The organism is Enterobacter cloacae complex sp. IR5412 (genome assembly GCF_049237385.1).
In the GTDB taxonomy this organism is placed as follows: domain Bacteria; phylum Pseudomonadota; class Gammaproteobacteria; order Enterobacterales; family Enterobacteriaceae; genus Enterobacter; species Enterobacter intestinihominis.
This window is the reverse complement of record NZ_JBMKHQ010000005.1, coordinates 139,436-163,675: the sequence shown is the minus strand read 5'-3', so window position 1 is coordinate 163,675 and position 24,240 is coordinate 139,436. Positions and strand designations below refer to the sequence as shown.

Annotated in this window: 20 protein-coding genes, 1 tRNA gene and 1 pseudogene; 10 read left to right on the top strand and 12 right to left on the bottom strand. The window is 56.7% G+C overall.

Annotated elements, in window-relative coordinates:
• Nucleotides 1–94: 94 nt before the first annotated feature.
• Both dnaG and rpoD read left to right on the top strand, forming a co-directional pair.
• Nucleotides 95–1,840, top strand: coding sequence for a DNA primase (gene dnaG, locus ACOTX2_RS11335; RefSeq protein ID WP_003862574.1), 1,746 nt, complete (start codon nucleotides 95–97; stop codon nucleotides 1,838–1,840).
• 153 nt (nucleotides 1,841–1,993) lie between these two features.
• Entirely contained in the window at nucleotides 1,994–3,838 is a 1,845-nt protein-coding gene (gene rpoD, locus ACOTX2_RS11330; RefSeq protein ID WP_006812010.1) for an RNA polymerase sigma factor RpoD, read from the top strand.
• Nucleotides 3,839–3,940: 102 nt separating this feature from the next.
• On the opposite strand, the gene mug is transcribed toward rpoD, so the two are convergent.
• Nucleotides 3,941–4,447, bottom strand: coding sequence for a G/U mismatch-specific DNA glycosylase (gene mug / locus ACOTX2_RS11325; RefSeq protein ID WP_023298636.1), 507 nt, complete (start codon nucleotides 4,445–4,447; stop codon nucleotides 3,941–3,943).
• Nucleotides 4,448–4,571: 124 nt separating this feature from the next.
• On the opposite strand from mug, the gene ACOTX2_RS11320 reads away from it, so the two are divergent.
• A tRNA-Ile gene (locus tag ACOTX2_RS11320) sits at nucleotides 4,572–4,647 on the top strand.
• A 192-nt stretch (nucleotides 4,648–4,839) separates the two neighbouring features.
• On the opposite strand, the gene ACOTX2_RS11315 is transcribed toward ACOTX2_RS11320, so the two are convergent.
• Nucleotides 4,840–5,094, bottom strand: a complete 255-nt coding sequence (locus ACOTX2_RS11315; RefSeq protein ID WP_022649451.1) for a hypothetical protein — start codon at nucleotides 5,092–5,094, stop codon at nucleotides 4,840–4,842.
• A gap of 71 nt (nucleotides 5,095–5,165) precedes the next feature.
• Between ACOTX2_RS11315 and ACOTX2_RS11310 the strand changes: the two genes are divergently transcribed.
• A complete protein-coding gene (locus ACOTX2_RS11310) occupies nucleotides 5,166–5,876 on the top strand; it encodes a hypothetical protein (RefSeq protein WP_045308005.1) in 711 nt (236 codons plus the stop codon).
• A gap of 275 nt (nucleotides 5,877–6,151) precedes the next feature.
• On the opposite strand, the pseudogene ACOTX2_RS11305 reads toward ACOTX2_RS11310, so the two are convergent.
• Nucleotides 6,152–6,280: pseudogene (locus tag ACOTX2_RS11305) on the bottom strand (porin family protein); the annotation flags it as partial.
• A gap of 478 nt (nucleotides 6,281–6,758) precedes the next feature.
• Here ACOTX2_RS11305 and ACOTX2_RS11300 point away from each other — a divergent pair.
• The gene (locus ACOTX2_RS11300; RefSeq protein ID WP_063147868.1) at nucleotides 6,759–7,928 is read left to right on the top strand and encodes a DNA repair protein; all 1,170 of its coding nucleotides are present in this window, start codon (nucleotides 6,759–6,761) and stop codon (nucleotides 7,926–7,928) included.
• Here ACOTX2_RS11300 and ACOTX2_RS11295 read toward each other — a convergent pair whose 3' ends face one another.
• Nucleotides 7,929–8,693 (bottom strand): siderophore-interacting protein, encoded by a 765-nt coding sequence (locus ACOTX2_RS11295; protein ID WP_032626343.1) that lies wholly within the window; start codon nucleotides 8,691–8,693, stop codon nucleotides 7,929–7,931.
• 145 nt (nucleotides 8,694–8,838) lie between these two features.
• Here ACOTX2_RS11295 and ACOTX2_RS11290 point away from each other — a divergent pair, with 145 nt between their 5' ends.
• Nucleotides 8,839–9,333 (top strand): PadR family transcriptional regulator, encoded by a 495-nt coding sequence (locus tag ACOTX2_RS11290; protein ID WP_017382401.1) that lies wholly within the window; start codon nucleotides 8,839–8,841, stop codon nucleotides 9,331–9,333.
• Here ACOTX2_RS11290 and ACOTX2_RS11285 read toward each other — a convergent pair.
• Complete coding sequence (locus ACOTX2_RS11285; RefSeq protein WP_063147867.1) at nucleotides 9,330–10,889, bottom strand: methyl-accepting chemotaxis protein; 1,560 nt, start codon at nucleotides 10,887–10,889, stop codon at nucleotides 9,330–9,332. The genes ACOTX2_RS11290 and ACOTX2_RS11285 overlap by 4 nt on opposite strands.
• 239 nt (nucleotides 10,890–11,128) lie before the next feature.
• Entirely contained in the window at nucleotides 11,129–12,649 is a 1,521-nt protein-coding gene (locus ACOTX2_RS11280) for a methyl-accepting chemotaxis protein (protein WP_063147866.1), read from the bottom strand.
• 422 nt (nucleotides 12,650–13,071) lie between these two features.
• On the opposite strand from ACOTX2_RS11280, the gene ygjG reads away from it, so the two are divergent.
• Nucleotides 13,072–14,451, top strand: coding sequence for a putrescine aminotransferase (ygjG, locus tag ACOTX2_RS11275; RefSeq protein WP_022649457.1), 1,380 nt, complete (start codon nucleotides 13,072–13,074; stop codon nucleotides 14,449–14,451).
• Between the two features lie 138 nt (nucleotides 14,452–14,589).
• Here the strand turns inward: ygjG and lsrG are convergent, their stop codons facing one another.
• From lsrG to lsrA, 6 genes are read right to left on the bottom strand one after another with little or no spacing between them, the layout of a single operon-like run.
• Complete coding sequence (gene lsrG / locus ACOTX2_RS11270; RefSeq protein ID WP_022649458.1) at nucleotides 14,590–14,883, bottom strand: (4S)-4-hydroxy-5-phosphonooxypentane-2,3-dione isomerase; 294 nt, start codon at nucleotides 14,881–14,883, stop codon at nucleotides 14,590–14,592.
• Complete coding sequence (gene lsrF, locus ACOTX2_RS11265; RefSeq protein WP_022649459.1) at nucleotides 14,880–15,767, bottom strand: 3-hydroxy-5-phosphonooxypentane-2,4-dione thiolase; 888 nt, start codon at nucleotides 15,765–15,767, stop codon at nucleotides 14,880–14,882. The genes lsrG and lsrF overlap by 4 nt, the downstream gene beginning before the upstream one ends.
• An 11-nt stretch (nucleotides 15,768–15,778) precedes the next feature.
• Complete coding sequence (lsrB, locus tag ACOTX2_RS11260) at nucleotides 15,779–16,780, bottom strand: autoinducer 2 ABC transporter substrate-binding protein LsrB (protein WP_045308011.1); 1,002 nt, start codon at nucleotides 16,778–16,780, stop codon at nucleotides 15,779–15,781.
• A 1-nt stretch (nucleotide 16,781) separates the two neighbouring features.
• Nucleotides 16,782–17,759, bottom strand: coding sequence for an autoinducer 2 ABC transporter permease LsrD (lsrD, locus tag ACOTX2_RS11255; protein WP_063843660.1), 978 nt, complete (start codon nucleotides 17,757–17,759; stop codon nucleotides 16,782–16,784).
• Nucleotides 17,760–18,791, bottom strand: a complete 1,032-nt coding sequence (lsrC, locus tag ACOTX2_RS11250) for an autoinducer 2 ABC transporter permease LsrC (RefSeq protein WP_063147864.1) — start codon at nucleotides 18,789–18,791, stop codon at nucleotides 17,760–17,762. It abuts the gene before it with no gap.
• Nucleotides 18,788–20,275 (bottom strand): autoinducer 2 ABC transporter ATP-binding protein LsrA, encoded by a 1,488-nt coding sequence (gene lsrA / locus ACOTX2_RS11245; protein ID WP_063147863.1) that lies wholly within the window; start codon nucleotides 20,273–20,275, stop codon nucleotides 18,788–18,790. Before lsrA ends, lsrC begins: the two co-directional genes overlap by 4 nt.
• 215 nt (nucleotides 20,276–20,490) lie before the next feature.
• Between lsrA and lsrR the strand changes: the two genes are divergently transcribed.
• The 3 genes from lsrR to ACOTX2_RS11230 form a co-directional block, all read left to right on the top strand.
• Nucleotides 20,491–21,462 carry a transcriptional regulator LsrR gene (lsrR, locus tag ACOTX2_RS11240; protein ID WP_022649464.1) on the top strand — a complete coding sequence of 324 codons (972 nt, stop codon included), beginning with the start codon at nucleotides 20,491–20,493 and terminating at the stop codon, nucleotides 21,460–21,462.
• A gap of 33 nt (nucleotides 21,463–21,495) precedes the next feature.
• On the top strand, nucleotides 21,496–23,082 hold the full coding sequence (gene lsrK / locus ACOTX2_RS11235; RefSeq protein ID WP_063137977.1) for an autoinducer-2 kinase: 1,587 nt from the start codon (nucleotides 21,496–21,498) through the stop codon (nucleotides 23,080–23,082).
• 287 nt (nucleotides 23,083–23,369) lie between these two features.
• Nucleotides 23,370–24,240, top strand: an 871-nt coding sequence (locus ACOTX2_RS11230) for a 2,4-dienoyl-CoA reductase FMN-binding domain-containing protein (RefSeq protein ID WP_421625918.1), incomplete at its 3' end; no start/stop codon positions are given.

Here is a 24,240-nt window from a genome sequence, read left to right as displayed (position 1 = left end):
CAATTGACAGACAGAGTTGTAGTCGTAAGGCCGTGCTTCCGGAAGGAATGCGCGGCTTGTTTTCGTTTATAAGTCGCTTAAATTTTTGGGGCATATGGCCGGAAGAATCCCACGCGTTTTCATCAATGACCTGCTTGCCAGAACCGACATCGTCGATCTCATCGACGCGCGGGTGAAGCTAAAAAAGCAGGGCAAGAACTACCATGCGTGCTGTCCGTTCCATAACGAAAAAACCCCCTCTTTCACCGTAAACGGTGAAAAGCAGTTCTACCATTGCTTCGGCTGTGGCGCACACGGTAATGCCGTCGATTTTTTGATGAACTACGATAAGCTCGAGTTCGTTGAAACCGTCGAAGAGCTGGCGGCGATGCATAACCTTGAAGTGCCGTATGAAGCAGGCAGTGGGCCAAGTCAGATCGAGCGCCATCAGCGGCAAACGCTATATCAGTTGATGGATGGCCTGAATTCGTTTTACCAACAGTCTCTTAAGCACTCTGCGGCTGAGCCTGCGCGTCAGTATCTGAACAAGCGCGGACTGAGCGACGATGTGATTGCGCGTTTCGCTATTGGTTACGCCCCGCCCGGCTGGGACAACGTGTTAAAGCGTTTTGGCGGCAATAGCGAAGATCGTAAATCCCTCATCGACGCAGGCATGCTGGTCACCAACGACCAGGGACGAAGCTACGACCGCTTCCGTGAACGGGTGATGTTCCCGATCCGCGACAAGCGTGGCCGGGTGATAGGCTTTGGTGGTCGCGTGCTGGGTGATGCCCTGCCGAAATACCTTAACTCCCCGGAAACCGATATTTTCCATAAGGGCCGCCAGCTTTACGGTCTTTATGAGGCACAGCAGGATAATGCGGAACCTCCGCGTCTTCTGGTCGTCGAAGGCTATATGGATGTTGTTGCGCTGGCGCAGTACGACATTAACTATGCCGTTGCGTCGCTGGGAACGTCCACCACGGCGGACCATATCCAGTTGCTGTTCCGCGTCACCAACAACGTGATTTGCTGTTACGACGGTGACCGCGCAGGACGCGACGCCGCCTGGCGAGCGCTGGAAACCGCGTTGCCGTATATGACCGACGGGCGTCAGCTACGCTTTATGTTCCTGCCCGACGGTGAAGACCCGGATACGCTGGTGCGTAAAGAGGGCAAAGCGGCATTTGAAGCGCGGATGGAGCAGGCTCAGCCGCTCTCCACGTTTCTGTTTAACAGCCTGATGCCGCAGGTTGATTTGAGTACCCCTGACGGGCGCGCGCAGCTCAGCACGCTGGCGCTGCCGTTAATCAGCCAGGTGCCCGGCGAAACGCTGCGCATCTATCTGCGTCAGGAGTTAGGCAACAAGCTCGGCATTCTGGATGACAGCCAGCTTGAACGTTTAATGCCTAAACAGGCTGAAAACGGCACGGTACGCCCCGCGCCTCAGCTAAAACGCACAACCATGCGTATACTGATAGGGTTGCTGGTGCAAAACCCTGAACTTGCTCCGCAAGTGCCGTCACTGGCGGGTTTGAACCACGAAAAATTGCCCGGACTTGGCTTATTTTCAGAATTGGTCAACACTTGTTTGTCGCAGCCAGGTCTGACCACCGGACAACTTTTAGAGCATTATCGCGGCACAAAAGAGGCCGCTACCCTTGAAAAACTGTCGATGTGGGACGATATAGCAGATAAGGATATCGCAGAAAAAACGTTCACCGACTCACTCAACCATATGTTTGATTCGATGCTTGAGTTGCGCCAGGAAGAGTTGATAGCTCGCGAGCGCACCCATGGCTTAAGCAGCGAAGAACGCCGGGAGCTCTGGATGATTAACCAGGAACTGGCGAAGAAATAAAAAATTTAACGGCTTAAGTGCCGAATATCGATCGGGAAGCCCCCGGCAGCCGCACTGAGAGGCAGCGGCAAAAATATAAGTACGCCCTCGCTTTAAAGGTTGGCAGCCCTATCGCCGACACCAATCAAACGAATTAAGTGTGGATACCGTCTTATGGAGCAAAACCCGCAGTCACAGCTGAAACTTCTTGTCCAACGCGGTAAGGAGCAAGGCTATCTGACCTATGCCGAGGTCAATGACCATCTGCCGGAAGATATCGTCGATTCAGATCAGATCGAAGATATCATCCAAATGATCAATGACATGGGCATTCAGGTGATGGAAGAAGCACCGGATGCCGATGATCTGTTGCTGGCTGAAACCTCCAACAACACTGATGAAGATGCGGAAGAAGCTGCTGCACAGGTACTGTCCAGCGTGGAATCTGAAATCGGGCGTACCACTGACCCGGTCCGCATGTACATGCGTGAAATGGGTACCGTTGAACTGTTGACCCGCGAAGGCGAAATTGACATCGCAAAACGCATCGAAGACGGGATCAACCAGGTTCAGTGCTCTGTTGCCGAATACCCGGAAGCGATTACCTATCTGCTGGAGCAGTACGATCGCGTTGAAGCGGAAGAAGCGCGTCTGTCCGATCTGATCACTGGCTTTGTCGACCCGAACGCTGAAGAAGATATGGCGCCAACCGCCACTCACGTCGGTTCTGAGCTGTCTCAGGAAGAGATGGATGACGACGAAGACGAAGATGAAGAAGAAGACGACGACAGCAGCGACGACGACAACAGCATCGACCCTGAACTGGCGCGCGAGAAGTTTGCCGAGCTGCGTACTCAGTACGAAGTGACGCGTGACACCATCAAAGCGAAAGGCCGCAGCCATGCTGCCGCTCAGGAAGAGATCCTGAAGCTGTCGGAAGTGTTCAAACAGTTCCGCCTGGTGCCAAAACAGTTCGACTACCTGGTGAACAGCATGCGCGTGATGATGGATCGCGTACGTACCCAGGAACGTATCATCATGAAGCTGTGTGTTGAACAGTGCAAAATGCCGAAGAAGAATTTCATCACCCTCTTCACCGGCAATGAAACCAGCGAAACCTGGTTCAACGCCGCTATCGCGATGAACAAGCCGTGGTCTGAAAAGCTGCACGACGTGAAAGAAGACGTACAGCGCGGCCTGCAAAAGCTGCATCAGATTGAAGAAGAGACCGGCCTGACCATCGAGCAGGTGAAAGACATCAACCGTCGTATGTCCATCGGTGAAGCGAAAGCCCGCCGTGCGAAGAAAGAGATGGTTGAAGCGAACTTACGTCTGGTTATCTCTATCGCCAAGAAATACACCAACCGTGGCCTGCAGTTCCTGGATCTGATTCAGGAAGGCAACATCGGTCTGATGAAAGCGGTAGATAAGTTTGAATACCGTCGTGGTTACAAGTTCTCCACCTATGCTACCTGGTGGATCCGTCAGGCGATCACCCGCTCTATCGCAGACCAGGCGCGTACCATCCGTATTCCGGTGCATATGATTGAGACCATCAACAAGCTCAACCGTATTTCTCGCCAGATGTTGCAGGAGATGGGTCGCGAGCCGACGCCGGAAGAGCTGGCTGAACGCATGCTGATGCCGGAAGACAAGATCCGTAAAGTGCTGAAAATCGCTAAAGAGCCAATCTCCATGGAAACACCAATCGGTGATGATGAAGATTCGCATCTGGGTGATTTCATCGAGGATACTACCCTCGAGCTGCCGCTGGACTCTGCCACCACCGAGAGCCTGCGTGCCGCTACGCACGACGTGCTGGCTGGCCTGACCGCCCGTGAAGCGAAAGTGCTGCGTATGCGTTTCGGTATCGATATGAACACCGACCACACGCTGGAAGAAGTGGGTAAACAGTTTGACGTGACCCGCGAACGTATCCGTCAGATCGAAGCGAAGGCGCTGCGTAAGCTGCGCCATCCGAGCCGCTCTGAAGTGCTGCGTAGCTTCCTGGACGACTAACCCATGTAAACAGCAAAAAGCTCCCAATCGGGAGCTTTTTTTTTGTTTATTCCCTCTCCCTGTGGGAGAGGACCAGGGTGAGGGCATCAGGCCGCAGAGGAGCTAAAGCCCCCTCACCACCAGCGCCTCATCAAGTTCCCGATACGCCTCCACCAGCTTGTCCAGCGTCGCCCTGTTCAGCCCGCTCGGATTCGGCAACACCCAAACCTGCGTTACGCCAATGGTAATGTTCTGCTTACCCCACTTCGCACCGCGCTGGCTGAACGCCTGCTCGTAGGCCTGCTTGCCGAGGATCGCCAGCGCCGCGGGCTGGTAGTCTTCAATCTTCTTCACCAGTTCCCGCCCGCCAGTACGCAGCTCATGCAGATTTACTTCGCTCGCCTGCACCGTTGGACGCTCGACCAGCATGGTGATGCCACAGCGCGTATCCAGCAGCTGCTGCTCTTCTTCCGGCTTAAGCTGTTTGTCGGTAAAACCGGCCTGGTGGATCACCTTCCAGAAGCGATTTCCCGGATGAGCAAAGTGAAAACCGGTGTGCGCCGAGGACTTGCCCGGGTTGATTCCGCAGAACACCACCCGCAGGCCAGGGGCCAGAATATCGTTGATCATCTCTACTCCTGTCTATGCATCTTAAGATAAGTATAAAGGATTGATTATGCGTTGTTTATAAAAACAGCAGGCAGGTGTGAATGGCTGGATTGATGAGGGGAGTTACTTTATAATTCACCGCCACGGCCCCTTAGCTCAGTGGTTAGAGCAGGCGACTCATAATCGCTTGGTCGCTGGTTCAAGTCCAGCAGGGGCCACCAAATTTTAGCTTTAGAATCATATAATTAAGCCACTCTAACGAGTGGCTTTTTCTATGTAACTGACAGTGTTCCATTATCGTTACATGGCATCTTAACTGAACCCGATCTCGATCCAGACCCCAATTGTATGACGCAGATCAGAACACACTTAACTCCCCCCTCACCTGCCGCCTTGTGGATCAGTTTTGAAGATTAGCTTTTGTATCGAGTGACATGGCGGTAAATTTTTTTCGTTACAAAAATGGCGAGTATGCCCAGCAGAATTGAAGCTAAGCCAAGGAAAATCAATAAAGAAAGGATATGACTAAACAAGCCACCAAAGCTTGTAAAATCACCCAATCGAGCAAACTGCTCCGGAGTGAGTACACGAACGACGATCTCTGGAATAGTTAGAAAGAAAATAATCACCACTAGAACATAAATTGCCACTCTACCGCTTTTTTTCATTTTCTTCCTTGCCCCCTATGACAATGATGATCAATTATTGACAGGGTAATGTTACAACAAGGGAAATTACAATGGCAGACGGCTATGCAAAAATGAAGTTGCAATCAGAAAGGAATCTAGCCCTGGCGCTAACCAAAGCATTGCGAGAAATACAAGCTACCAATATGAGTGCTATCGAAAATCTAAAGCTTGGTACACAACGTATAATTAACTATGGTTCGTGCCTGATACCAGACGATTACTACCGCAATACCTGTCGCGAGCTAATAAATGAAGACCGCCGTCTCACATTAGCACTTGCCGAAATCTATAACCGAAACGATGTTGCTCTTGATATGGTTGAGATTTACTTTCAGAAAACTCTCAAAAGACTGGGAGAGCAAAAAAGTAACAATCTCGCTGCATTTCTTAAAAAGGAATTAGGCGATAAGGCTTATGAGTACGCTGAGAAATCTAGCAAACTAGCGCTGTCCTTAACTATTGCAAAGCTGATAATCAGTAGCGGCGATTTTCACGAGTCGCATATCAGAATGGTTAATTCATTATCATCAATGTATGTTAACGGTGCTATAATCTATTCGAAAGCACAGGTGGCGGCGCTAGCAGCTAATAAGCTCAAATTTCAGGACCCTGCATATTACCAGGCATTGTACCAACAGAATCTGGAGATGCTTTACTTTCTTATTGAACCGCAAATGACAAAAATAATTTATCAAATTGAATCAGGTGGCAACAATGAGGAAATAATCGGCGATGCTTTATATGAGTTATTAAAAAGATGAAACGAGCAATATTATGGTTTTTGCAATCATATATTTATTATATCCCTATAGCGCTCATCGTTGCTGGTGCTTATCTTTTTGCGCGTTTAATCCCTGACTATTTTGGTATTATTACCCTGACATGGATCATCATCGTTACCTATTTTTATGTAAAACATAATCGTTGGTTTTGATGGAAATCAGGAACCCCACATGCCACATGCGCACAAGAAAAAAGCCAGCCCCACACTCCCACGGTGTTGGCCTTGCTTTAAAGCAGTGATATTCACAACAGGTTAAAACACGTAACGCATGCCCAGCGTAAATTCGTTAGAGACAATATGCGCCTTCATCTGCTCATCCTTTAAGCCACGCATGTTCGCATAGTTGTTATATCCACTGTCGATCTTACCCATATCGAAATAGTGCCCCGGTCGACATACAGACGCTCACCGCCTAAGTGCTCTTTCTGTTTGCCGCCAGAACGGTAGCCAGGATCATCGCGATCGGCAGGGCGACTACAATAGCTTTCATCTTCATCAACACTCCTTTGGAAAAGCATTCCGCACGGGGAACCATCGTCTGCCGGTGTCAGGAAAAGTCAGTGACACGAAGCGTAAGCACTCCCGAAAGGGCAAACTATTCGGGGGAATACGCGTTTTACCTGGTAATTTTAAGTAGGGACTGGTCTTGGTTTTAAAGCGATTGCTAGTTATTTCAACGGATTAGCGCTTATCATCAAAAGCAACCTGCTCATTTCATCTGTTACGCGCCCATCTTCACATTCTGCAATTCTAAAGAAATCCCCCATCGCGCCGATCATCATCCGTGTGTATTATTTCCAGTAGCTTTTACAACAACTAACCTTAACTCAAATACTTAAGCGCCAGAGCGAAAGGCATCATGAGCACACCGATCAAACGGCTAGAAATCATTAAAAATGCCATTGAGCTGGAAGATGACGACATCATCCGGAGCCAGTTGAAACGTCTCAAAGAGGAAGCCTTTGACGATAATCTCCTGTCCATCGTCGCGGCGCTTGAGCAGAAAAATTACACCGCAGCCCTTCGCGCTATCACCGCCTGGCTGCAAAGCCAGCGCGCCGTTACCCCGTGGCGTGACCCGCAGCTGGCCGCTAGCAAGCTGGAGCTGAAAGCTCTGGAAGAGCGCTTGCGCGATCTGATTGATCGCCGTAACGCCCGGGTACAGCAGCTTGATGAGTTCAACGATCTCTATTTCTCCCGCCTCGGGCCGTTGATGCAGCAGATCCTCGCCCTACGTAAAACGCTGGCGGAGCTTAACCTGCGTCGTCAGCAGGCGGAGACGCGTCGTCGGGAAGAGGATTACCGCCGCTGCCAGGGCTATATGGCGCAGGCCGTAGAGGTTCTGACAACGCTCACCCGGCGCTGGCGAGATCTGCCTGCGGATTCCGTTCAGGCGGCAGAGGCGCGCAAGCATCTTCAGCAGCAAAGTAATCTGATTGCCAACCTGCTGGCCGAAGCGATGGAGCTGGAGACCGGTTTAACGCGTGAAGAAGAGCCAGCACGTCAGGCGCGCGATGAGGCCAACGAAGAGTACAAAAAGTATCGCGAACAGCATCATGATGCCGAAGTGCGCCTGGGTAAAGGCAAGGCTCTCTCTGAAGAGGATCGGAACGAGCTGAAGCGGCTCTGGCGTCAGGCGAGCAAGCTATGCCACCCGGATCTGGTTGCCGATGATTTAAAAGAGGAAGCCAACAGGATGATGGTGCAACTCAACCAGGCCAAACAGCGCGGCGACGTGAAGGCCATTCGCTCGCTGGTCGCCCGTCTGCAACAAGGGTTTGAACCGATGATGGCGAGCGACAGGCTGAACGACCTGGAACGTATTCGCAAAAAAATGGCGCAGGTGCGTGAGCAAATCGACACCCTGGTGAACGAGCTGGCAGAGCTGGAGAAGGAAGAGTCCTGGCTGCTCGTCTCGTCGCTCAGCAATATGGAAGCCTACTTTGCCCAGCAGGAGAAAGCGCTGAGAGAGGTATGCGCCTCGCTCGAACATCAGGTGAGCGAAGCGCAGCTGGATCCCGCAGCCTGATTATTTGGCGTGCCAGTACGCACTGGCACGTACCAGCTGTGGGTCAATTGCGTCGGTTTCAAACTGACGGCTCAGGCGTTTCACCACCTTCCCCTCTCCGGTCAGCCAGATAAAGTAATCCTCTTCCGGCACGGCCAGCGCTGCAAGATGGTCGGCTACCGCCTGCTCGTTGTGGCCGATAACCCAGGTGATGTTGAACCCGCTCAGGTGCGCCAGATAGTCCTGGTACGCCGCATCGCCCACGGTGACGATGGCGTGGATCGCCGGGGGAACAGGCAGTTTTGCGATGCTTTCTAAACGGCGGCGCAGCGCGGGCATGCCCGACTCGTCGCACACGTACAGCTGCCAGGCGTAATCTTCCGGCACCACCAGCGAACCACGCGGACCGCCGATGGTCAGCTTGTCGCCCACCTTCGCCTCCACCGCCCAGTTGCTGGCAATGCCGCCATCATGCACGAAAAAATCGAGCGCCAGCTCGTGTTTTTCGTCATCGTACAGCGGGGTGTAGTCACGCGCCTGCGGACGCACCCCGTCGCCCCAGTCGATGCCTTCATCGGTCACCACAGGCGGCACGAAAGGGGTGCCCGGTGCCGGGAAAAAGACTTTGGTATGGTCGTCAAAGCCGCGAGAGCTAAAGCCCTCCAGCGCCTCGCCGCCTAGTACAATGCGCTGAAATCCTGCGCTGACTCGCTCAGTGCGCATCACGTTCAGCTCACGAAAACGCAGGTCATTGCGGACACGTTGAGGGTAACGGGTAGATGCCATGTTGATGCCCTTCTCAGGTGAATACGATATATCGGAATGAATTTTTAATGATAATGATTGCTATTAACTCAGAAATCAAGATCTTTTAGATTGCATCTGAATATATCTTAGATATAGTTTAGATATATCAAATTGAGGAAGAAACATGCGACACGAACACGACGGCGGCGGACGCCGGCCACGATTTTTTGGCCATGGTGATTTGCGGCTGGTGATCCTGGATATCCTGACCCGCAACGCGAGCCATGGTTATGAGCTGATTAAAGAGATCGAGAACCTGACGCAGGGACATTACACGCCAAGCCCTGGCGTGATCTACCCGACGCTGGATTACTTGCAGGATCAGGCACTGATCACCATTACCGAAGAAGAGAACGGCCGTAAGCGGATTGCAATTAACGCCGCCGGGCAGCAATGGCTGGATGACAATCGGGAACAGCTGGAGCAGATCCAGACGCGTATCAAGGCGCGCTCCGTCGGGTTCCAGCTGCGCAAAAACCCACAGATGAAGCGGGCGCTGGATAATTTCAAAGCGGTTCTGGATCTGAAGGTTAATCAGGGAGAACTCAGCGACGCGCAGTTAAAACAGATTATCGGCGTGATTGACCGCGCGGCACTGGAGATCTCCCAGCTGGATTAAGCCAGCACGCCGTCGCTCACGCGGAACACGCGAACCAGCTCTTTCAGGTGCATCGCCTGTTCGTTAAGGGATGCCGCCGCCGCAACGGACTCCTCCACCAGCGCGGAGTTCTGCTGGGTGGTGGCGTCTATCAGGCCAATCGCGCTGTTGATCTGCGAGATACCTTCCGTCTGTTCATGGCTGGCCTGGCGAATTTCACGCAGGATGACGTCCATCTCTTCCACGTTGCCGACCATGCCGTTGATAAGCCCGCTGGCTTTCTCCACAAGGTTCATGCCGTCCTGCGTCTGGCTTGTGGAGCTTTCAATCAGCTGGCGGATCTCACTCGCAGATGTTGCACTTTTCTGCGCGAGCTGGCGTACCTCACCCGCCACCACCGCAAAGCCGCGACCATGCTCACCTGCGCGCGCCGCTTCGACCGCCGCGTTCAGCGCCAGGATGTTGGTCTGGAAGGCAATGGCGTCGATCAGGTCGATAATGTCGGACATCCTGTTCGATGTTTCGTTAATCAGGCGCATTTTGCTGGTGACCTGCTTCATCATCTCGCCGTTGTTTTTGACCACGGCAGCCGCATCGGCAGACAGGTTCGTCGCTTCTCCGGTGTGGGACGCGGTGTTCTTCACCGTGGCGGTAATCTGCTCCATCGACGCGGCCGTCTGCTCAACGGAACTGGCCTGCTCCTCCGTGCGGGTAGCCAGATCCTGGTTGCCCGCGACAATCTGCGCGGCGGCGCTGGAGATGTTTTCCGATCCAGTTTGCACCTGCTGCACAATCTCCAGCAGGCGCGTTTTCATCTCCATCAATGCGGTGAGGAGCAGTCCGGTTTCATCTTTACCGTGCGAGGTAATGCTGCCGGTGAGATCGCCATCGGCGATGGCCTCCGCAAAATTCACCGCGTCGTTCAGCGGGCGGGTAATGGATCGCACAATGAACCAGCCAGTCAGGCTGGCTGCCGCGACGCTGAAAAGCGTAATCAGGATCAGCAGCAGACGATTAGTGCGGAAATCGCCTTCCACCTGCTCGCCCGCACTCTGCATTTCATGATCCTGGATCGCAATCAGCGCCTGCACTTTCGCTTTATAAGACTGTTGCAGGTCCAGGGTGTTGGTCATCATCTCGTTTATCGCGCCCGCACGGTCGTTATTCTGCACGGCCTGCAAAATGCGGTAGCGCGAGTCAAGATATTGCTGGCGTACGCCGTGGATGTCCGCCAGCACCTGTTGGGATTTTTTATCCTTGAGAGCGTTGTCCAGCTCGCTCAGGATTGCGGTGATGCGCTCGCTTATCGCCTTCAGACGCTGTTCTGATTGCGTCGTGTACATTCCCTGTTCGTCCAGCAGCATGAGCTGCTGCGTGCTGATAAATTCCTGGAAGTTGTCGATTAACTGGTTCGCTTTTACCGTAGTTGGATAGTCGCTGGTAAGAATGGTTTGCATTCCATTGTTTGCCCGATTCAGGCTCATCAGAGACAAGCTTGCGCTGACGACCATCAGGACAATAAATAATCCAAACGCCAGAAATAATTTCGTGCCGATCTTTACGTCATGTATGAACATATTTACCCCATCGATGTGATTATTTCTCAGACGATCGCTGTTATCGGTAGGAGACGCGCTAACTTTATGACTTTGATCGTTTTTTTATTTCCCACTTTCAATAAATTCGGGGCGTAGCAATTAAAAATCGGGTACTTTTTTTAGTTACTTAATATTTCATTAACAACATAACTTATTCTGAAAAACAAAAAAGCCGTTTACCCCGGAGGAATAAACGGCTTTATCGAAGCATGCATTTCTTAATGCAGCACGGTAACCGCATCTTCAAGACGTCCGGCCCGGTGCTTAACCATCGCGGAAATCTGCGCGCTCTCTTCGACCAGGTCAGCATTTTTCTGCGTAATGCTGTCCAGTTCTGCCACGGCACGGGTCAGCTCTGTCAGGCCTGTAGCCTGCTCGGAGGTGGAGTGGCTGATCTGCGCGATAAGCTGCGTGACGTTTTTCACCTGCTCGACAATATCATCCATGGTACGTCCCGCGGCGTGGACCTGATCGGCGCCCGACTGCACTTTGCTGGCGCTGGCGTCGATCAGCTTGCGAATATCGTTAGCCGCGTTCGCGCTGCGGCTGGCAAGATGACGCACTTCGCCCGCCACCACCGCAAAGCCTTTCCCCTGTTCGCCCGCGCGTGCCGCCTCAACCGCGGCGTTCAGCGCCAGAATATTGGTCTGGAAGGCGATGTCATTGATAAGCGAGGTAATAGAGCCAATGCGCTGGGTACTGTCGGCAATGTCATCCATGGTTTTCACCACGGTCTGCATCACGGTGCCGCCCTGCGTGGCCGCGCTGCTGGCAGCCATCGACAGCTTGTCGACTTCGGCTGCGGTCTCAGAGTTACTCTGCACCGACGCCGCCATCTGGTTCATTGTTGCCACGGTCTGCTGCACGTTAGCCACGGTCTGGCGCGTGCGGTCGTTGAGATCTTCATTACCCTGCGCCAGCCTGTCGCTGCCGTCGCGCACGCTCACCACCTGGCTGGAGACGTCGTTGATAAGCCAGCGGCACATCAGCCCCAGTTGTCCGACGGCCCGCAGCATCAGCCCCAGTTCATCGCTGCGGTTAAGATGCTGCACGCTGTTACGCTCGCCGGTAGCGACCCTGAGCGCCTGCTTTGCGACGTTTTCCACCGGGCGGACAATCTGTTGCTCAAACACCAGGGTGCCAAGCAGCATCACCACGGCTGCCGCCACCAGCGAAGCCCAGCCTGCGGCACTGGCAACCAGCGTTGCGGCCATCACCGCAAAAAGTACCGCCATTACGCTACGCACGCGCCAGCGCAGCGGCATCGCCGGTAATTTGCCGAGCCAGCCTTTGCGCACCACCAGCCCTTTATGAATGCGTTTTTTGCTACGTCCTTCATTGAGCGCCTTATAAAGCGGCTCCACCGCGGCGACCTCGTCCTCGGTGGCGCGGGTACGAATGGACATATAGCCCGTCATCTGGCCGTTACGCACCATTGGTACCGCATTGGCGCGTACCCAATAGTGATCGCCATTTTTACGTCGGTTTTTGACAATCCCGCTCCAGGGCTCGCCCTTTTGCAGCGTGTACCACATGTCGGCAAAAGCCGCTTTCGGCATATCGGGGTGGCGCACAATGTTGTGCGGCTGCCCGAGCAACTCCTGAAGCGTAAAGCCACTCACTTGCACAAAGGTGTCGTTAGTGTGGGTCATGTAGCTGTGGAGGTCGGTGGTCGACATAAGCGTGGTGTCATCGTCCAGCGGATATTCATTCTGGGTGACATAGTCAGGAGAGGACATAGTGAGCATCCCTTGCAGGTTATTTGAATGTTAATTTTGTGGCTTATGTTTTTTCGGCGATAAAAAATTTATCTTTAGTTGTTAAATATGATTGAGATCGCAAATCTCGGTTAAACCGCACTTTTCGTACGCTTTTCTAATTAATTGATTTAAAATACTTTCAACACGAAACCACCTACAAAGCATTATCCCCCGGCGCACACTTAAGGCGCATTTCCTGCCCTGGAGCAGTGCAATTGACGAAACCCCATCCCCGGCTCGTTATCCCTTATCCCGTGCGGCGCGCGATGGCATGATTAAATATTGTGCAACTTTGATTTCACCTGGCGTTTATCCCGATTTTTGTTAAGGCATCTGAGGTGGCGTAATCCCTGCAATACTTAACTCAGTATCATGTGATACGCGATCCCCGGGAGCATATTTTGAACAGGTTACCTTCCAGCGCCTCGGCTCTTGCCTGTACCGCGCACGCACTGAATCTCATTGAAAAGCGAACGCTTGATCATGAGGAGATGAAACAACTTAACCGTGAGGTCATTGATTACTTTAAAGAGCATGTGAATCCTGGTTTTCTGGAGTATCGCAAATCTGTTACCGCCGGCGGGGATTACGGAGCCGTAGAGTGGCAAGCGGGGAGTCTGAATACGCTTGTCGACACCCAGGGACAGGAGTTTATCGATTGCCTGGGTGGTTTTGGTATTTTCAACGTGGGGCACCGTAATCCAGTTGTGGTTTCCGCCGTACAGAATCAACTTGCGAAACAACCTCTCCATAGCCAGGAACTGCTCGATCCGCTTCGCGCCATGCTCGCGAAAACGCTGGCAGCCTTAACGCCCGGTAAGCTGAAATACAGCTTCTTCAGTAACAGCGGCACCGAATCGGTCGAAGCGGCGATTAAACTCGCCAAAGCGTACCAGTCGCCGCGCGGGAAATTCACCTTTATCGCCACCAGCGGCGCGTTCCACGGGAAATCCCTGGGCGCACTGTCGGCGACCGCCAAATCCACCTTCCGCAAACCGTTTATGCCGCTGCTGCCGGGCTTCCGCCACGTACCGTTCGGCGACATCAACGCCATGCGCACCATGCTGAGTGAATGCCGTAAAACCGGCGACGACGTGGCGGCGGTGATCCTGGAGCCGATTCAGGGCGAAGGCGGGGTGATTCTCCCGCCGCAGGGCTATCTGCCCGCCGTGCGTCAGCTGTGCGATGAGTTTGGCGCGCTGCTGATCTTCGACGAAGTGCAGACCGGGATGGGGCGTACCGGCAGGATGTTCGCCTGCGAGCATGAGAACGTTCAGCCAGACATTTTATGCCTGGCGAAAGCGCTCGGCGGCGGCGTGATGCCGATTGGCGCAACGGTCGCCACTGAGGAGGTCTTCTCGGTGCTATTCGACAACCCGTTCTTACATACCACCACCTTTGGCGGTAACCCATTGGCCTGTGCGGCAGCGCTGGCCACCATCAACGTGCTGCTGGAGCAAAACCTGCCTGCGCAGGCGGAGCAAAAAGGCGACATGCTGCTGGACGGCTTCCGTCAGCTGGGCCGGGAATACCCGGATTTGGTACAGGATGCGCGCGGGAAAGGGATGCTGATGGCGATTGAGTTCGTTGATAACGAAACCGGTTATAGCTTCGCAAGCGAGATGTTCCGCCAGCGGGTACTGGTGGCGGGAACGCTCAACAACTCGAAAACCATCCGCATTGAGCCACCGTTGACGCTCACCATTGAGCAGTGTGAGCAGGTGCTGAAGGCGGCGCGTAAGGCGCTGGCGGCGCTGCGGGTGAGCGTGGAAGAGGCGTAAAAAACGCCGGGTGGCGCTACGCTTACCCGGCCTACAACATACTGCAGATGTCGGCCCGGTAAGCGCAGCGCCACCGGGCAAACACCGCACCCTCTCGCCTCCGTAGGCCCGGTAAGCGCAGCGCCACCGGGCAAAACGCTACTCCGGCAACAACCCCACAAAGCAGCGTTTTTTGCGCGGCTCTGACATCAACTCTTCGAGCTTGTCCACGCACGCCAGATAGTGTGGCGTTTGCTTATGCGCCAACACCGCCTCTTCGTCTTTATAGGCCTCATAGATAAAGAACCGGGTTTTCACCCTCGGGTCCTGCAAGACGTCAAAGCGCAGGTTTCCCGGCTCCTGGATCGCTCCCTCGTGGTTGGCGCGAAACACCTCCAGAAACTCATCCACCCGCTCGGGTTTGATGTTGATTTCCACCAGCGTCACGTTCATTTTGCTTCTCCCTGTTTCTCTTCCTGCCAGAACTGGAACGCCTCACGGGCGCTCATGTTCTCGTGAACCACTTTCTTCACCGCCTTCAGCATGGCGAGCGGCGCGCTGGACTGGAAGATGTTGCGCCCCATATCCACGCCGGACGCGCCCTGGTCAATCGCCCGCCAGCACATCTCAAGCGCCTCATGCTCCGGCAGCTTTTTGCCGCCCGCGATAACAATCGGCACCGGACAGCTGGCGGTCACTTTTTCAAAGCCCTCGTCCACGTAGTAGGTTTTGACGAACTGGGCCCCCATTTCGGCAGCGATGCGGCTGGCGAGCGAGAAATAGCGCGCGTCGCGCGCCATCTCTTTACCCACGCCCGTCACCGCCAGCGTCGGCATGCCGTAACGCGCCCCCGCATCCACCAGCTTGATGATGTTGTTGATTGACTGATGTTCAAACGGGCTTCCGATATAGACCTGCGCCGCCACCGCGCAGACGTTCAGGCGCAGCGCGTCTTCCATCGCCACCGCCACGCACTCGTTAGACAGCTCGCCCAGAATCGAGTTACCGCCGGAGGCTCGCAGCACCACCGGTTTGTTCGTCGCGGCAGGTACCTGGCTCCTGAGGATGCCGCGGGTACACATCAGCACGTCGGTTTCGCCAAACAGCGGCGCGATGGAGAGATCGATACGCTCAAGGCCGGTGGTCGGTCCCTGAAAGTAACCGTGGTCAAAGGCCAGCATCACCGTGCGGTTGCTCTGCGGGTTGAAAATGCGCGAAAGCCGGGACTGCATGCCCCAGTCGAGCGAACCGCAGCCCTTCAGGGTGTACGGCACATTCTGCTGCGGCGTACCGATGCCAAAATCCTTGCCGTCTTTGATGTCGTCTAAATCAGCCATTTGCTCCCCCGTCAGAAATCGTATTTGCTGATGTTCTCTTTGGTGAACACCACCCGCTCCGGCAGCAGCACGATGCCGTTGCCCTTCGCCTCATACTGGTAGCCCTGCACGCTGTTCGGCTCGACCTTCAGCGTCCCGATATCTTTCACCTCCACGCTGTCGCCAGGGTTAAGATCGCCCTTTTTCAGCAAACGATCGGCGACATTGACTGCAATTTTGCCCTGCTGCACCACGTCCCACAGGCCGAAGGCTTTCACCGTGCCGCGCTCAACGTACGGACGCATCACGTTTGGCGTGCTGAAGCCGACAATCGCCACCCCTTCCCGCTTCAGGTTTTCCGCCGCCTGTGCCGCCGCCGGCAGGGCGTTGGCGTCCGGGGCGATGATCGCATCCAGATCCGGATAGGCTTTTAAGATCCCCTCGGCGGTTTGCAGGGATTTAGTGGCGTCGTTATAGCCAAACTGCGTGGTGACGACCTGCCACTGGGGATGGTCTTTCTCGATTTTGGCCTTCGCCTCTTTCACCCACTGGTTCTGGTCGGTGACGGTGGGGCTGGAGTAGAAGAACGCCACTTTCGCGTTCGGTTTGGTGACCTGCTTGCCTGCCATCTCCACCAGCAGGCCGCCCAGCTGTTCCGGCGTGCCCTGGTTGATGTAAATGCTGCGGCACTCCGGTTTGGTGTCGGAATCCCAGGTCAGGACCTTCACGCCGCGCTGCATCGCGCGCTTCAGCGCCGGGCAGAGACCGTCCGGCGACACGGCAGAGACGATGATGGCGTTATAGCCCTGGTTGACGAAGTTATTGATCAGCTGCACCTGGCCGGAGACGCTCGGCTCGGTCGGGCCGTCGTAAGTCACGCCCACGCCAAGATCTTTCCCCGCCTCTTTCGCGCCGTTGCCGCCGCTGGTGAAGAATCCCACACCCACCAGTTTCGGGATAAAGGCAATGCGGTCCGCCGCCTGCGCCGAAGCGAAGCTGAGGGCCATTGCCAGGACGAGCAGTTTTGTTTTCATCTTACGCTCCGGATAGTTTTCTGAAGAGAGAACACACCCATTCACGGTGCAGACTCAGCGAACGCCCCATCACCACCACAACCAGCAGCGCCCCTGACAGCGCGCTCGACACCTGGTTGGGGATGCCAACCATCTGTAAACCCTGTTGCAGGTACCCCACCAGCAGCGCCGCCAGCGCCGTACCGACAACCGAACCTGAGCCGCCGTAGATATTCGCTCCGCCGAGCACGGCGGCGGTGAGCGCAGGCATCAGTAAATCGCGCCCCAGATCCGAACGCGCGGAGCCGAAATAGGAGACCATCACCAGCGCGGCAGTCGCCGAGGCCACGCCCACCAGGCCGTACAGCGCATACGGCATACCGTTCACCGACAGCGCCGCATAGCGCGCCGCGCGCGGATTCTGGCCAATTAAAAACAGATGTCGACCAAAGCGCCCGCGATGGGTAATCAGCCAGAAGAAAGCGGTAATCACCGCGAACAGCACCAGCGGGATCGGCAGGCCCAACACCGTGAGGTTAGCGAACGCCGTGAAGCTGTCCGGAAAGCCGCCGATCCCCTCGTAGCCCGTCGCGCCCGCCATGCCGGAGAGCAGCAGCGCCCCGCCGCCGTAGAGGTAGAGCGTGCCGAGGGTGATCACTAAAGGGCTGATGCCGGTGTAGTGGATCAGCGCCGCATTCAACAGTCCGCACAGCAGGCCGAGCAGCAGCGTCAGCGGGATGGCGACCGCCATCGGCCACCCTGCCTGCATCATCACCCCCAGCGCGATAGCGCACAGGCCGATGGTTGAGCCGAGGGAGATGTCGATCCCGCCGCTGATAATCACCAGCGTGAGCGGTAGCGCCACGATACCAATGCAGATAAAGTCGCTGGTGCTGAACAGCAGCATATTGATGTCGAGCATGCGCGGGTTGATGGCGCCGAAGAGCAGGATCTCCAGCACCAGTAAAATCAGCAGCGCGCTTTCCCAGTTAAGCCTCATTTACGCCACCTCTTTGTTGCGTTTGGGAAGCGGGGTGACGTGCTTTCCCCCTCTGTTACCCGGCTGGAAACGGCTGTATTTCAGCGCCCGCTGATGCCGTGAGAGCGCCTGACGCAGCCGCCCGTCGAGCACCAGCACGCCCAGCAGCACCAACCCGGCGATAAAGTCGTTCCACCACGCCGGGAGCCTGAACAGCACCAGCACGGTATCGATTTGGGTGAGGAAGAACGCGCCGAGGAACGCACCGACCAGCGTGCCGGTGCCGCCCAGCAGCGAGATGCCCCCCAGCACGCAGGCAGCGATGGCTTTCATCTCCAGCCCGCTGCCGGTCTGGTTGGGCACAAAGCCTATCTGCGCGGCAAAGACGATCCCGGCGCAGGCCGCCAGCATGCCGTTGAGGGTAAAGGCGATCATGCGGGTGCGGTTCACCGCCACGCCCAGCTGACGCGCGGCGGCGAGGTTATCCCCCACGGCGTAGAAATCACGGCCAAAGGCGGTGCGCGACAATGTCCACGCGCCTGTAACCACGATTATCAACACCACAATGCCGAGCGGAGAAATGCCGACGGCGGCAGGCTCAGAGAGGGATTTCAGCCCCGGCGGCAGCCCTTCAATCCACTTCCCGCCGGTCCACAGCAGCATCGCTCCGCGGTACAGCCCCAGCGTGCCGAGGGTGGCGACAATCGCTGGAATGCGCAGCCCCACCACCAGAAAACCGTTGAACGCCCCCGCCAGCGCGCCAATCGTCAGCGCGAAGAGAATGGAAACGGGCAGACTGTAGCCGCTGTTGAGAGCCACGCCGACGGCAATGGCGGACAGCCCGACGGTGGAGCCGACGGAGACGTCGATATTACGGGTCAGCATCACCAGCGCCGCGCCGATGGCCAGCAAAATCAGGATCTGCGAGCTGGCGAAGATCATCCCCAGCGTCTGTAAGCTCAGGTACGACGGGTTCAGCGCCACCAGCACGGCGAACAGCGCCAGAATGGCGAGAAACGCGCTCAGCTCGCGGTTTTTCAGTAAGATCTTCATGATTGCCCTCCAAACGCCAGCGCCATCATCCGGTCGAGGCTGACGGCGTGGCGCGGCAGCTCGCCGCTGAGCACGCCCTGATGCATTACCAGCACCCGATCCGCGAGGCCGGGAAACTCATCGGGATCGCTTGAGATCATCAGCACCGCCACGTTCTGCGCCGCCACGCTTTTCAGCAGCTGATAAATATCGGCGCGCGCCGAGACGTCCACGCCGCGCGTCGGTTCATCGACGATCAGCAATAAAGGATTAGCCTCCAGGCAGCGCGCCAGCAGCACCTTCTGCTGATTACCACCGGAGAGCGTGCGCACGGTTTGATCCGCATGGTTGAGCTTGATCCCCAGCGCCCGGAGGTAACGCTCCACCACCGCAGACTCCCGCTTTCGCTGCTGCCAGAGCGACGGCTCGTTCAGCGCCACCGTGTTCCAGCGGACAGGCGCGTCGAGAAACAGGCCGGACACCTGCCTGTCTTCCGGCAGATAAACCAGCCCTTTTTCCAGACGGGAACTGACCGGATCGGCGGTGATCTCCTGGTTCTCCAGCCACACCCGCCCGCCGCGTACCGGACGCAGGCCGTAAAGCGTTTCGGCAAACTCGGTACGCCCGGACCCCACCAGCCCGGCCAGACCGACGATCTCCCCGGCGTAAATCTCAAGGCTGAGATCGATAAACCCTTCCCCGGTGAGATCCTCCACCCGCAGCACCGGGAAATCCTGCGCCTGGGTTCGGCGGTTGCCCGGCAGCGCCAGCCACAGCTTTTGCGTATCGCTTAGCGACTTTTCCCGGCTGACCGGCGTCATCGCGGCGATCAGGGCGTTATCGTCAAAGTGCGCGGTTTCGCCGCTCAGCACCACCGCGCCGTCGCGCATCACCGAGACGTGGCTCGAAAGCATGCGAATTTCCGGCAGCTTGTGCGAGATAAAAACAATGCCAACGCCGAGATCCTGCAGCGCGCGGATCTGGCGAAACAGGCGTTCGGTCTCGCCCGGCGTGAGCGATGCCGTGGGTTCGTCGAGGATCAGAATTCTGGCGTTGCGCATCAGCCCGCGCAGGATCTCCACCATCTGCTGATCCGCGACTTCCAGAGTGCTGGCAGCGGCATCAAGATTAAGCTGACATTGCAGCTGCTGGAGTTTCTCCGCCAGCCGCTTTTCCCGATCTCGTTCGCGCGGCAGACGAAACAGGATGTTTTCCCGCACCGTCAGGTTGGGGAAAAGCAGCGGCTCCTGTGGCACCAGATAAATGCCTAACCGGTGCGCCTGCGACGGGGTAAGCCGTGCAAAAGACTCGCCCGCAACCGAAAGCTCACCGCGATCCGGCGTTTCAACCCCGGCGATGATTTTCATCAACGTCGATTTTCCCGCGCCGTTACCGCCCATCAGCGCATGCACCTGCCCAGCAAGCAGCGTGAAATCAATGCCTTTTAACACAGGCACGCCAGAGAACTGTTTGCAGATGTCACGTGCCTCGAGAAGTGGTGTCATCATCGCTCCGCTATTGAACAAATGATTTTTAGATTTAATAATGTTCAAAAGCGTAGACGGTGAACTATATTTACAACCGTGCAGGGATCACAGTTTTATCGATTGAGATACAGATAATCCAGAAAGGATCGAAAAGATCCGTTTTGTCGCGTGGCTCACATTTTCCCTTCGCGCCATTACGAACATATGATCTAAATTTTTATAAGAGTTCAACTATGAGCGATAAACGCACTGCGGAAGAAGGACGGTTTGCCGGGCTGGCGCTGGCGGAAGAGGAGCTGGTGGCCCGCGTGGCCTGGTGCTACTACCACGACGGGCTGACCCAGAACGACATCGGCGAGCGGCTCGGGCTGCCGCGCCTGAAGATCTCCCGCCTGCTGGAGAAGGGCCGTCAGTCGGGGGTGATTCGGGTGCAGATCAACTCCCGCTACGAGGGCTGCCTGGCGCTGGAAACCGAGTTGCAACAACGATTTGGCCTGAAGCTGGTGCGCGTGATGCCCGCCCTGAATACGCCGCCGATGAACGTGCGGTTAGGCATTGGCGCGGCCCAGTCGCTGATGGGCGTGCTGGAGCCCGGCCAGCTGTTAGCGGTGGGCTTCGGTGAAACCACCATGAGCAGCCTGCAACACCTGAGCGGCTTTATTAGCTCACAGCAGATCCGCCTGGTGACGCTCTCCGGCGGTGTGGGGCCGTATATGACCGGTATCGGCCAGCTGGATGCGGCCTGTAGCGTCAGCATGATCCCTGCCCCGCTTCGCGTGTCATCCGCTGAAGTCGCCGGGATCTTAAAGCGCGAAACCAGCGTGCGGGACGTGATCCTCGCCGCCACCGCCGCTGACGTGGCGGTGGTCGGCATTGGCTCGGTGAACCAGCGCCGTGACGCGACGATACTGCGCTCCGGCTATATCAGCGAAGGTGAACAGTTGATGTACGCCCGCAAGGGCGCGGTCGGCGATATCCTTGGCTATTTCCTCAATGCCGAAGGGGAATGCGTCGAGGAGCTGGAGATCCACAAAGAACTACTGGGCGTCACGCTCGATGAACTGGCACAGCTGCCCACCATCGTAGGCGTGGCCGGGGGGGAAGAGAAAGCCGATGCGATTTATGCCGCACTTAAGGGCCGCCGTATTAATGGCCTGGTGACGGAAGAGACGACAGCCCGCGCGGTGCTGGCTCTGGCCATTTAAGAGCCCTCCCTGCGCTAACAATGAGGCATGCTCATGAGTTACCTTTTAGCGTTAGATGCAGGGACAGGCAGCGTTCGCGCCGTTATTTTCGATTTGCAGGGCAACCAGATTGCCGTTGGCCAGGCCGAGTGGAAACACCTGAGCGTCGAGAACGTGCCGGGCTCGATGGAGTTCGACCTCGACACCAACTGGCAGCTGGCCTGCCGGTGTATTCATCAGGCGCTGGAGCGCGCGCGCCTGAGCGCGGCGGATATTCAGTCCGTCGCCTGCTGTTCGATGCGCGAAGGGATTGTGCTGTACGACCGCAACGGCGAGGCTATCTGGGCCTGCGCCAACGTCGACGCCCGCGCCAGCCGAGAGGTAGCTGAACTCAAAGAGATCCACGATTACCGGTTTGAATCCGAAGTGTATGACGTTTCCGGCCAGACGCTTGCCCTCAGCGCCATGCCGCGCCTGCTGTGGCTGGCGCACCATCGTCCGGATATTTATCGTAAAGCCGCCACCATTACTATGATCAGCGACTGGCTGGCGGCGAAGCTCTCCGGCGAGCTGGCGGTGGACCCGTCCAATGCGGGCACGACGGGCATGCTGGATCTCTTCTCCCGCGACTGGCGTCCGGCGCTGCTCGACATGGCCGGGCTGCGCGCCGATATCCTCTCCCCGGTAAAAGAGACCGGCACCGTGCTGGGGGCCATCACCAAAGCAGCCGCACAACAGAGCGGCCTGCGCGAGGGCACCCCGGTGGTGATGGGCGGCGGCGACGTGCAACTGGGCTGTCTGGGGCTGGGCGTGGTGCGCGCCGGACAAACGGCGGTGCTGGGCGGCACCTTCTGGCAACAGGTGGTGAACCTGCCGCAGGTGCGCACCGACCCTGAGATGAACATCCGCGTAAACCCGCACGTTATCCCCGGCATGGCGCAGGCAGAGTCGATCAGCTTCTTTACCGGGCTGACCATGCGCTGGTTCCGCGACGCCTTCTGCGCCGAAGAGAAGCTGATTGCCGAACGCATGGGAATGGACCCCTACTCCCTGCTCGAAGAGATGGCGAGCCGCGTCCCGCCGGGCTCCCACGGGGTGATGCCGATCTTCTCCGACGCGATGCATTTCAAACAGTGGTACCACGCCGCGCCGTCGTTTATTAACCTCTCCATTGACCCGGAAAAGTGCAACAAAGCGACGCTGTTCCGTGCGCTGGAGGAGAACGCGGCGATCGTCTCGGCCTGCAACCTGGCGCAGATTTCGCGCTTCTCCGGCGTGACGTTTGAGAGCCTGGTGTTTGCCGGCGGCGGCGCAAAGGGCGCCCTGTGGAGCCAGATTTTAAGCGACGTCACCGGCCTGCCGGTGCGCGTGCCAGAAGTCAAAGAGGCAACGGCGCTCGGCTGCGCCATTGCCGCAGGAGCTGGCGCGGGGCTGTTCGCGGATATGGCCTCGACGGGCGAGCGGCTGGTGAAGTGGAGCCGCGAGTTCACGCCAAACCCGGCGCACCGGGAGCTGTACGACGGCATGATGCAGAAATGGCAGGCGGTATACGCGGACCAGCTCGGGCTGGTGGACAGCGGGCTGACAACCTCGATGTGGCAGGCGCCGGGCCTAATGCGCGACACACGCCCCTCACCCTAACCCTCTCCCCAGAGGGGAGAGGGGACTGCTCCGCGCGGCCTTTCACCCTCTCCCCTCTGGGGAGATGGGACTGCTCCGTGCGGCCTTTCACCCTCTCCCCTCTGGGGAGATGGGACTGCTCCGTGCGGCCTTTCACCCTCTCCCCTCTGGGGAGAGGGCCGGGGTGAGGGGTGAAGTTCTTTGAGATCTATCACAATCATTCGATCCCGCTTTTACCTTTCTGCCGCCGCTGGCTAAATTAGTAACTCATCCGACCACATAACAATAATTTTACACTGGAAGAGACTATGAGCCGCTACCCGTCGTTATTCGCCCCTCTCGATCTGGGGTTCACTACCCTCAAAAACCGCGTGTTAATGGGCTCAATGCACACCGGGCTGGAGGAGCGTCCGGACGGGGCTGAACGTCTGGCAGCCTTCTATGCCGAGCGCGCGCGCCACGGGGTGGCGCTGATTGTCACTGGCGGCGTAGCCCCTGCCCCTTCCGGGGTGACGATGGAGGGCGGCGCGGTGTTGAATGATGCGTCACAACTGCCGCACCACCGCATGGTGACCGACGCGGTTCACAACGAGGGCGGCAAAATCGCCCTGCAAATTCTGCATACCGGGCGCTACAGCTATCAGCCGAACCTGGTTGCCCCCTCGGCTATTCAGGCACCGATTAACCGCTTTACTCCCCATGCCCTCAGCCATGACGAGATCCTGGCGCTGATCGACGATTTTGCCCGCTGCGCCGCGCTGGCGCGTGAAGCGGGCTATGACGGCGTGGAGGTGATGGGCTCAGAAGGCTACCTGATCAACGAATTCCTCGCCGCACGTACCAACCAGCGCGACGACGAATGGGGTGGAGACTATGCCCGCCGCATGCGTTTTGCCGTGGAGGTGGTGCGCGCGGTGCGTGAACGTGCCGGTGCGGATTTTATTATCATCTTCCGCCTGTCGATGCTCGACCTGGTGGAAGGCGGCGGCACCTTCGACGAAACCGTGCAGCTGGCGCAGGCGATTGAAGCCGCCGGTGCCACCATTATCAACACCGGGATTGGCTGGCACGAAGCGCGCATCCCCACCATCGCCACGCCGGTGCCGCGTGCGGCGTTCAGCTGGGTAACGCGCAAGCTGAAAGGCAAAGTCTCCGTTCCGCTGGTGACCACTAACCGCA

Bases quoted from the DNA above. Each gene is read 5' to 3' on its own strand.
- lsrD (WP_063843660.1), bottom strand. From the start codon at position 17,759: ATGAGGCTTAACTGGGAAAGCGCGCTGCTGATTTTACTGGTGCTGGAG.
- ACOTX2_RS11300 (WP_063147868.1), top strand. From the start codon at position 6,759: ATGAGCACACCGATCAAACGGCTAGAAATCATTAAAAATGCCATTGAG.
- ACOTX2_RS11310 (WP_045308005.1), top strand. From the start codon at position 5,166: ATGGCAGACGGCTATGCAAAAATGAAGTTGCAATCAGAAAGGAATCTA.
- rpoD (WP_006812010.1), top strand. From the start codon at position 1,994: ATGGAGCAAAACCCGCAGTCACAGCTGAAACTTCTTGTCCAACGCGGT.
- lsrR (WP_022649464.1), top strand. From the start codon at position 20,491: ATGAGCGATAAACGCACTGCGGAAGAAGGACGGTTTGCCGGGCTGGCG.
- lsrG (WP_022649458.1), bottom strand. From the start codon at position 14,883: ATGAACGTGACGCTGGTGGAAATCAACATCAAACCCGAGCGGGTGGAT.
- lsrA (WP_063147863.1), bottom strand. From the start codon at position 20,275: ATGACACCACTTCTCGAGGCACGTGACATCTGCAAACAGTTCTCTGGC.
- lsrF (WP_022649459.1), bottom strand. From the start codon at position 15,767: ATGGCTGATTTAGACGACATCAAAGACGGCAAGGATTTTGGCATCGGT.
- ACOTX2_RS11290 (WP_017382401.1), top strand. From the start codon at position 8,839: ATGCGACACGAACACGACGGCGGCGGACGCCGGCCACGATTTTTTGGC.
- lsrK (WP_063137977.1), top strand. From the start codon at position 21,496: ATGAGTTACCTTTTAGCGTTAGATGCAGGGACAGGCAGCGTTCGCGCC.
- ACOTX2_RS11285 (WP_063147867.1), bottom strand. From the start codon at position 10,889: ATGTTCATACATGACGTAAAGATCGGCACGAAATTATTTCTGGCGTTT.
- lsrB (WP_045308011.1), bottom strand. From the start codon at position 16,780: ATGAAAACAAAACTGCTCGTCCTGGCAATGGCCCTCAGCTTCGCTTCG.
- ACOTX2_RS11280 (WP_063147866.1), bottom strand. From the start codon at position 12,649: ATGTCCTCTCCTGACTATGTCACCCAGAATGAATATCCGCTGGACGAT.
- ACOTX2_RS11295 (WP_032626343.1), bottom strand. From the start codon at position 8,693: ATGGCATCTACCCGTTACCCTCAACGTGTCCGCAATGACCTGCGTTTT.
- ACOTX2_RS11315 (WP_022649451.1), bottom strand. From the start codon at position 5,094: ATGAAAAAAAGCGGTAGAGTGGCAATTTATGTTCTAGTGGTGATTATT.
- dnaG (WP_003862574.1), top strand. From the start codon at position 95: ATGGCCGGAAGAATCCCACGCGTTTTCATCAATGACCTGCTTGCCAGA.
- mug (WP_023298636.1), bottom strand. From the start codon at position 4,447: ATGATCAACGATATTCTGGCCCCTGGCCTGCGGGTGGTGTTCTGCGGA.
- lsrC (WP_063147864.1), bottom strand. From the start codon at position 18,791: ATGAAGATCTTACTGAAAAACCGCGAGCTGAGCGCGTTTCTCGCCATT.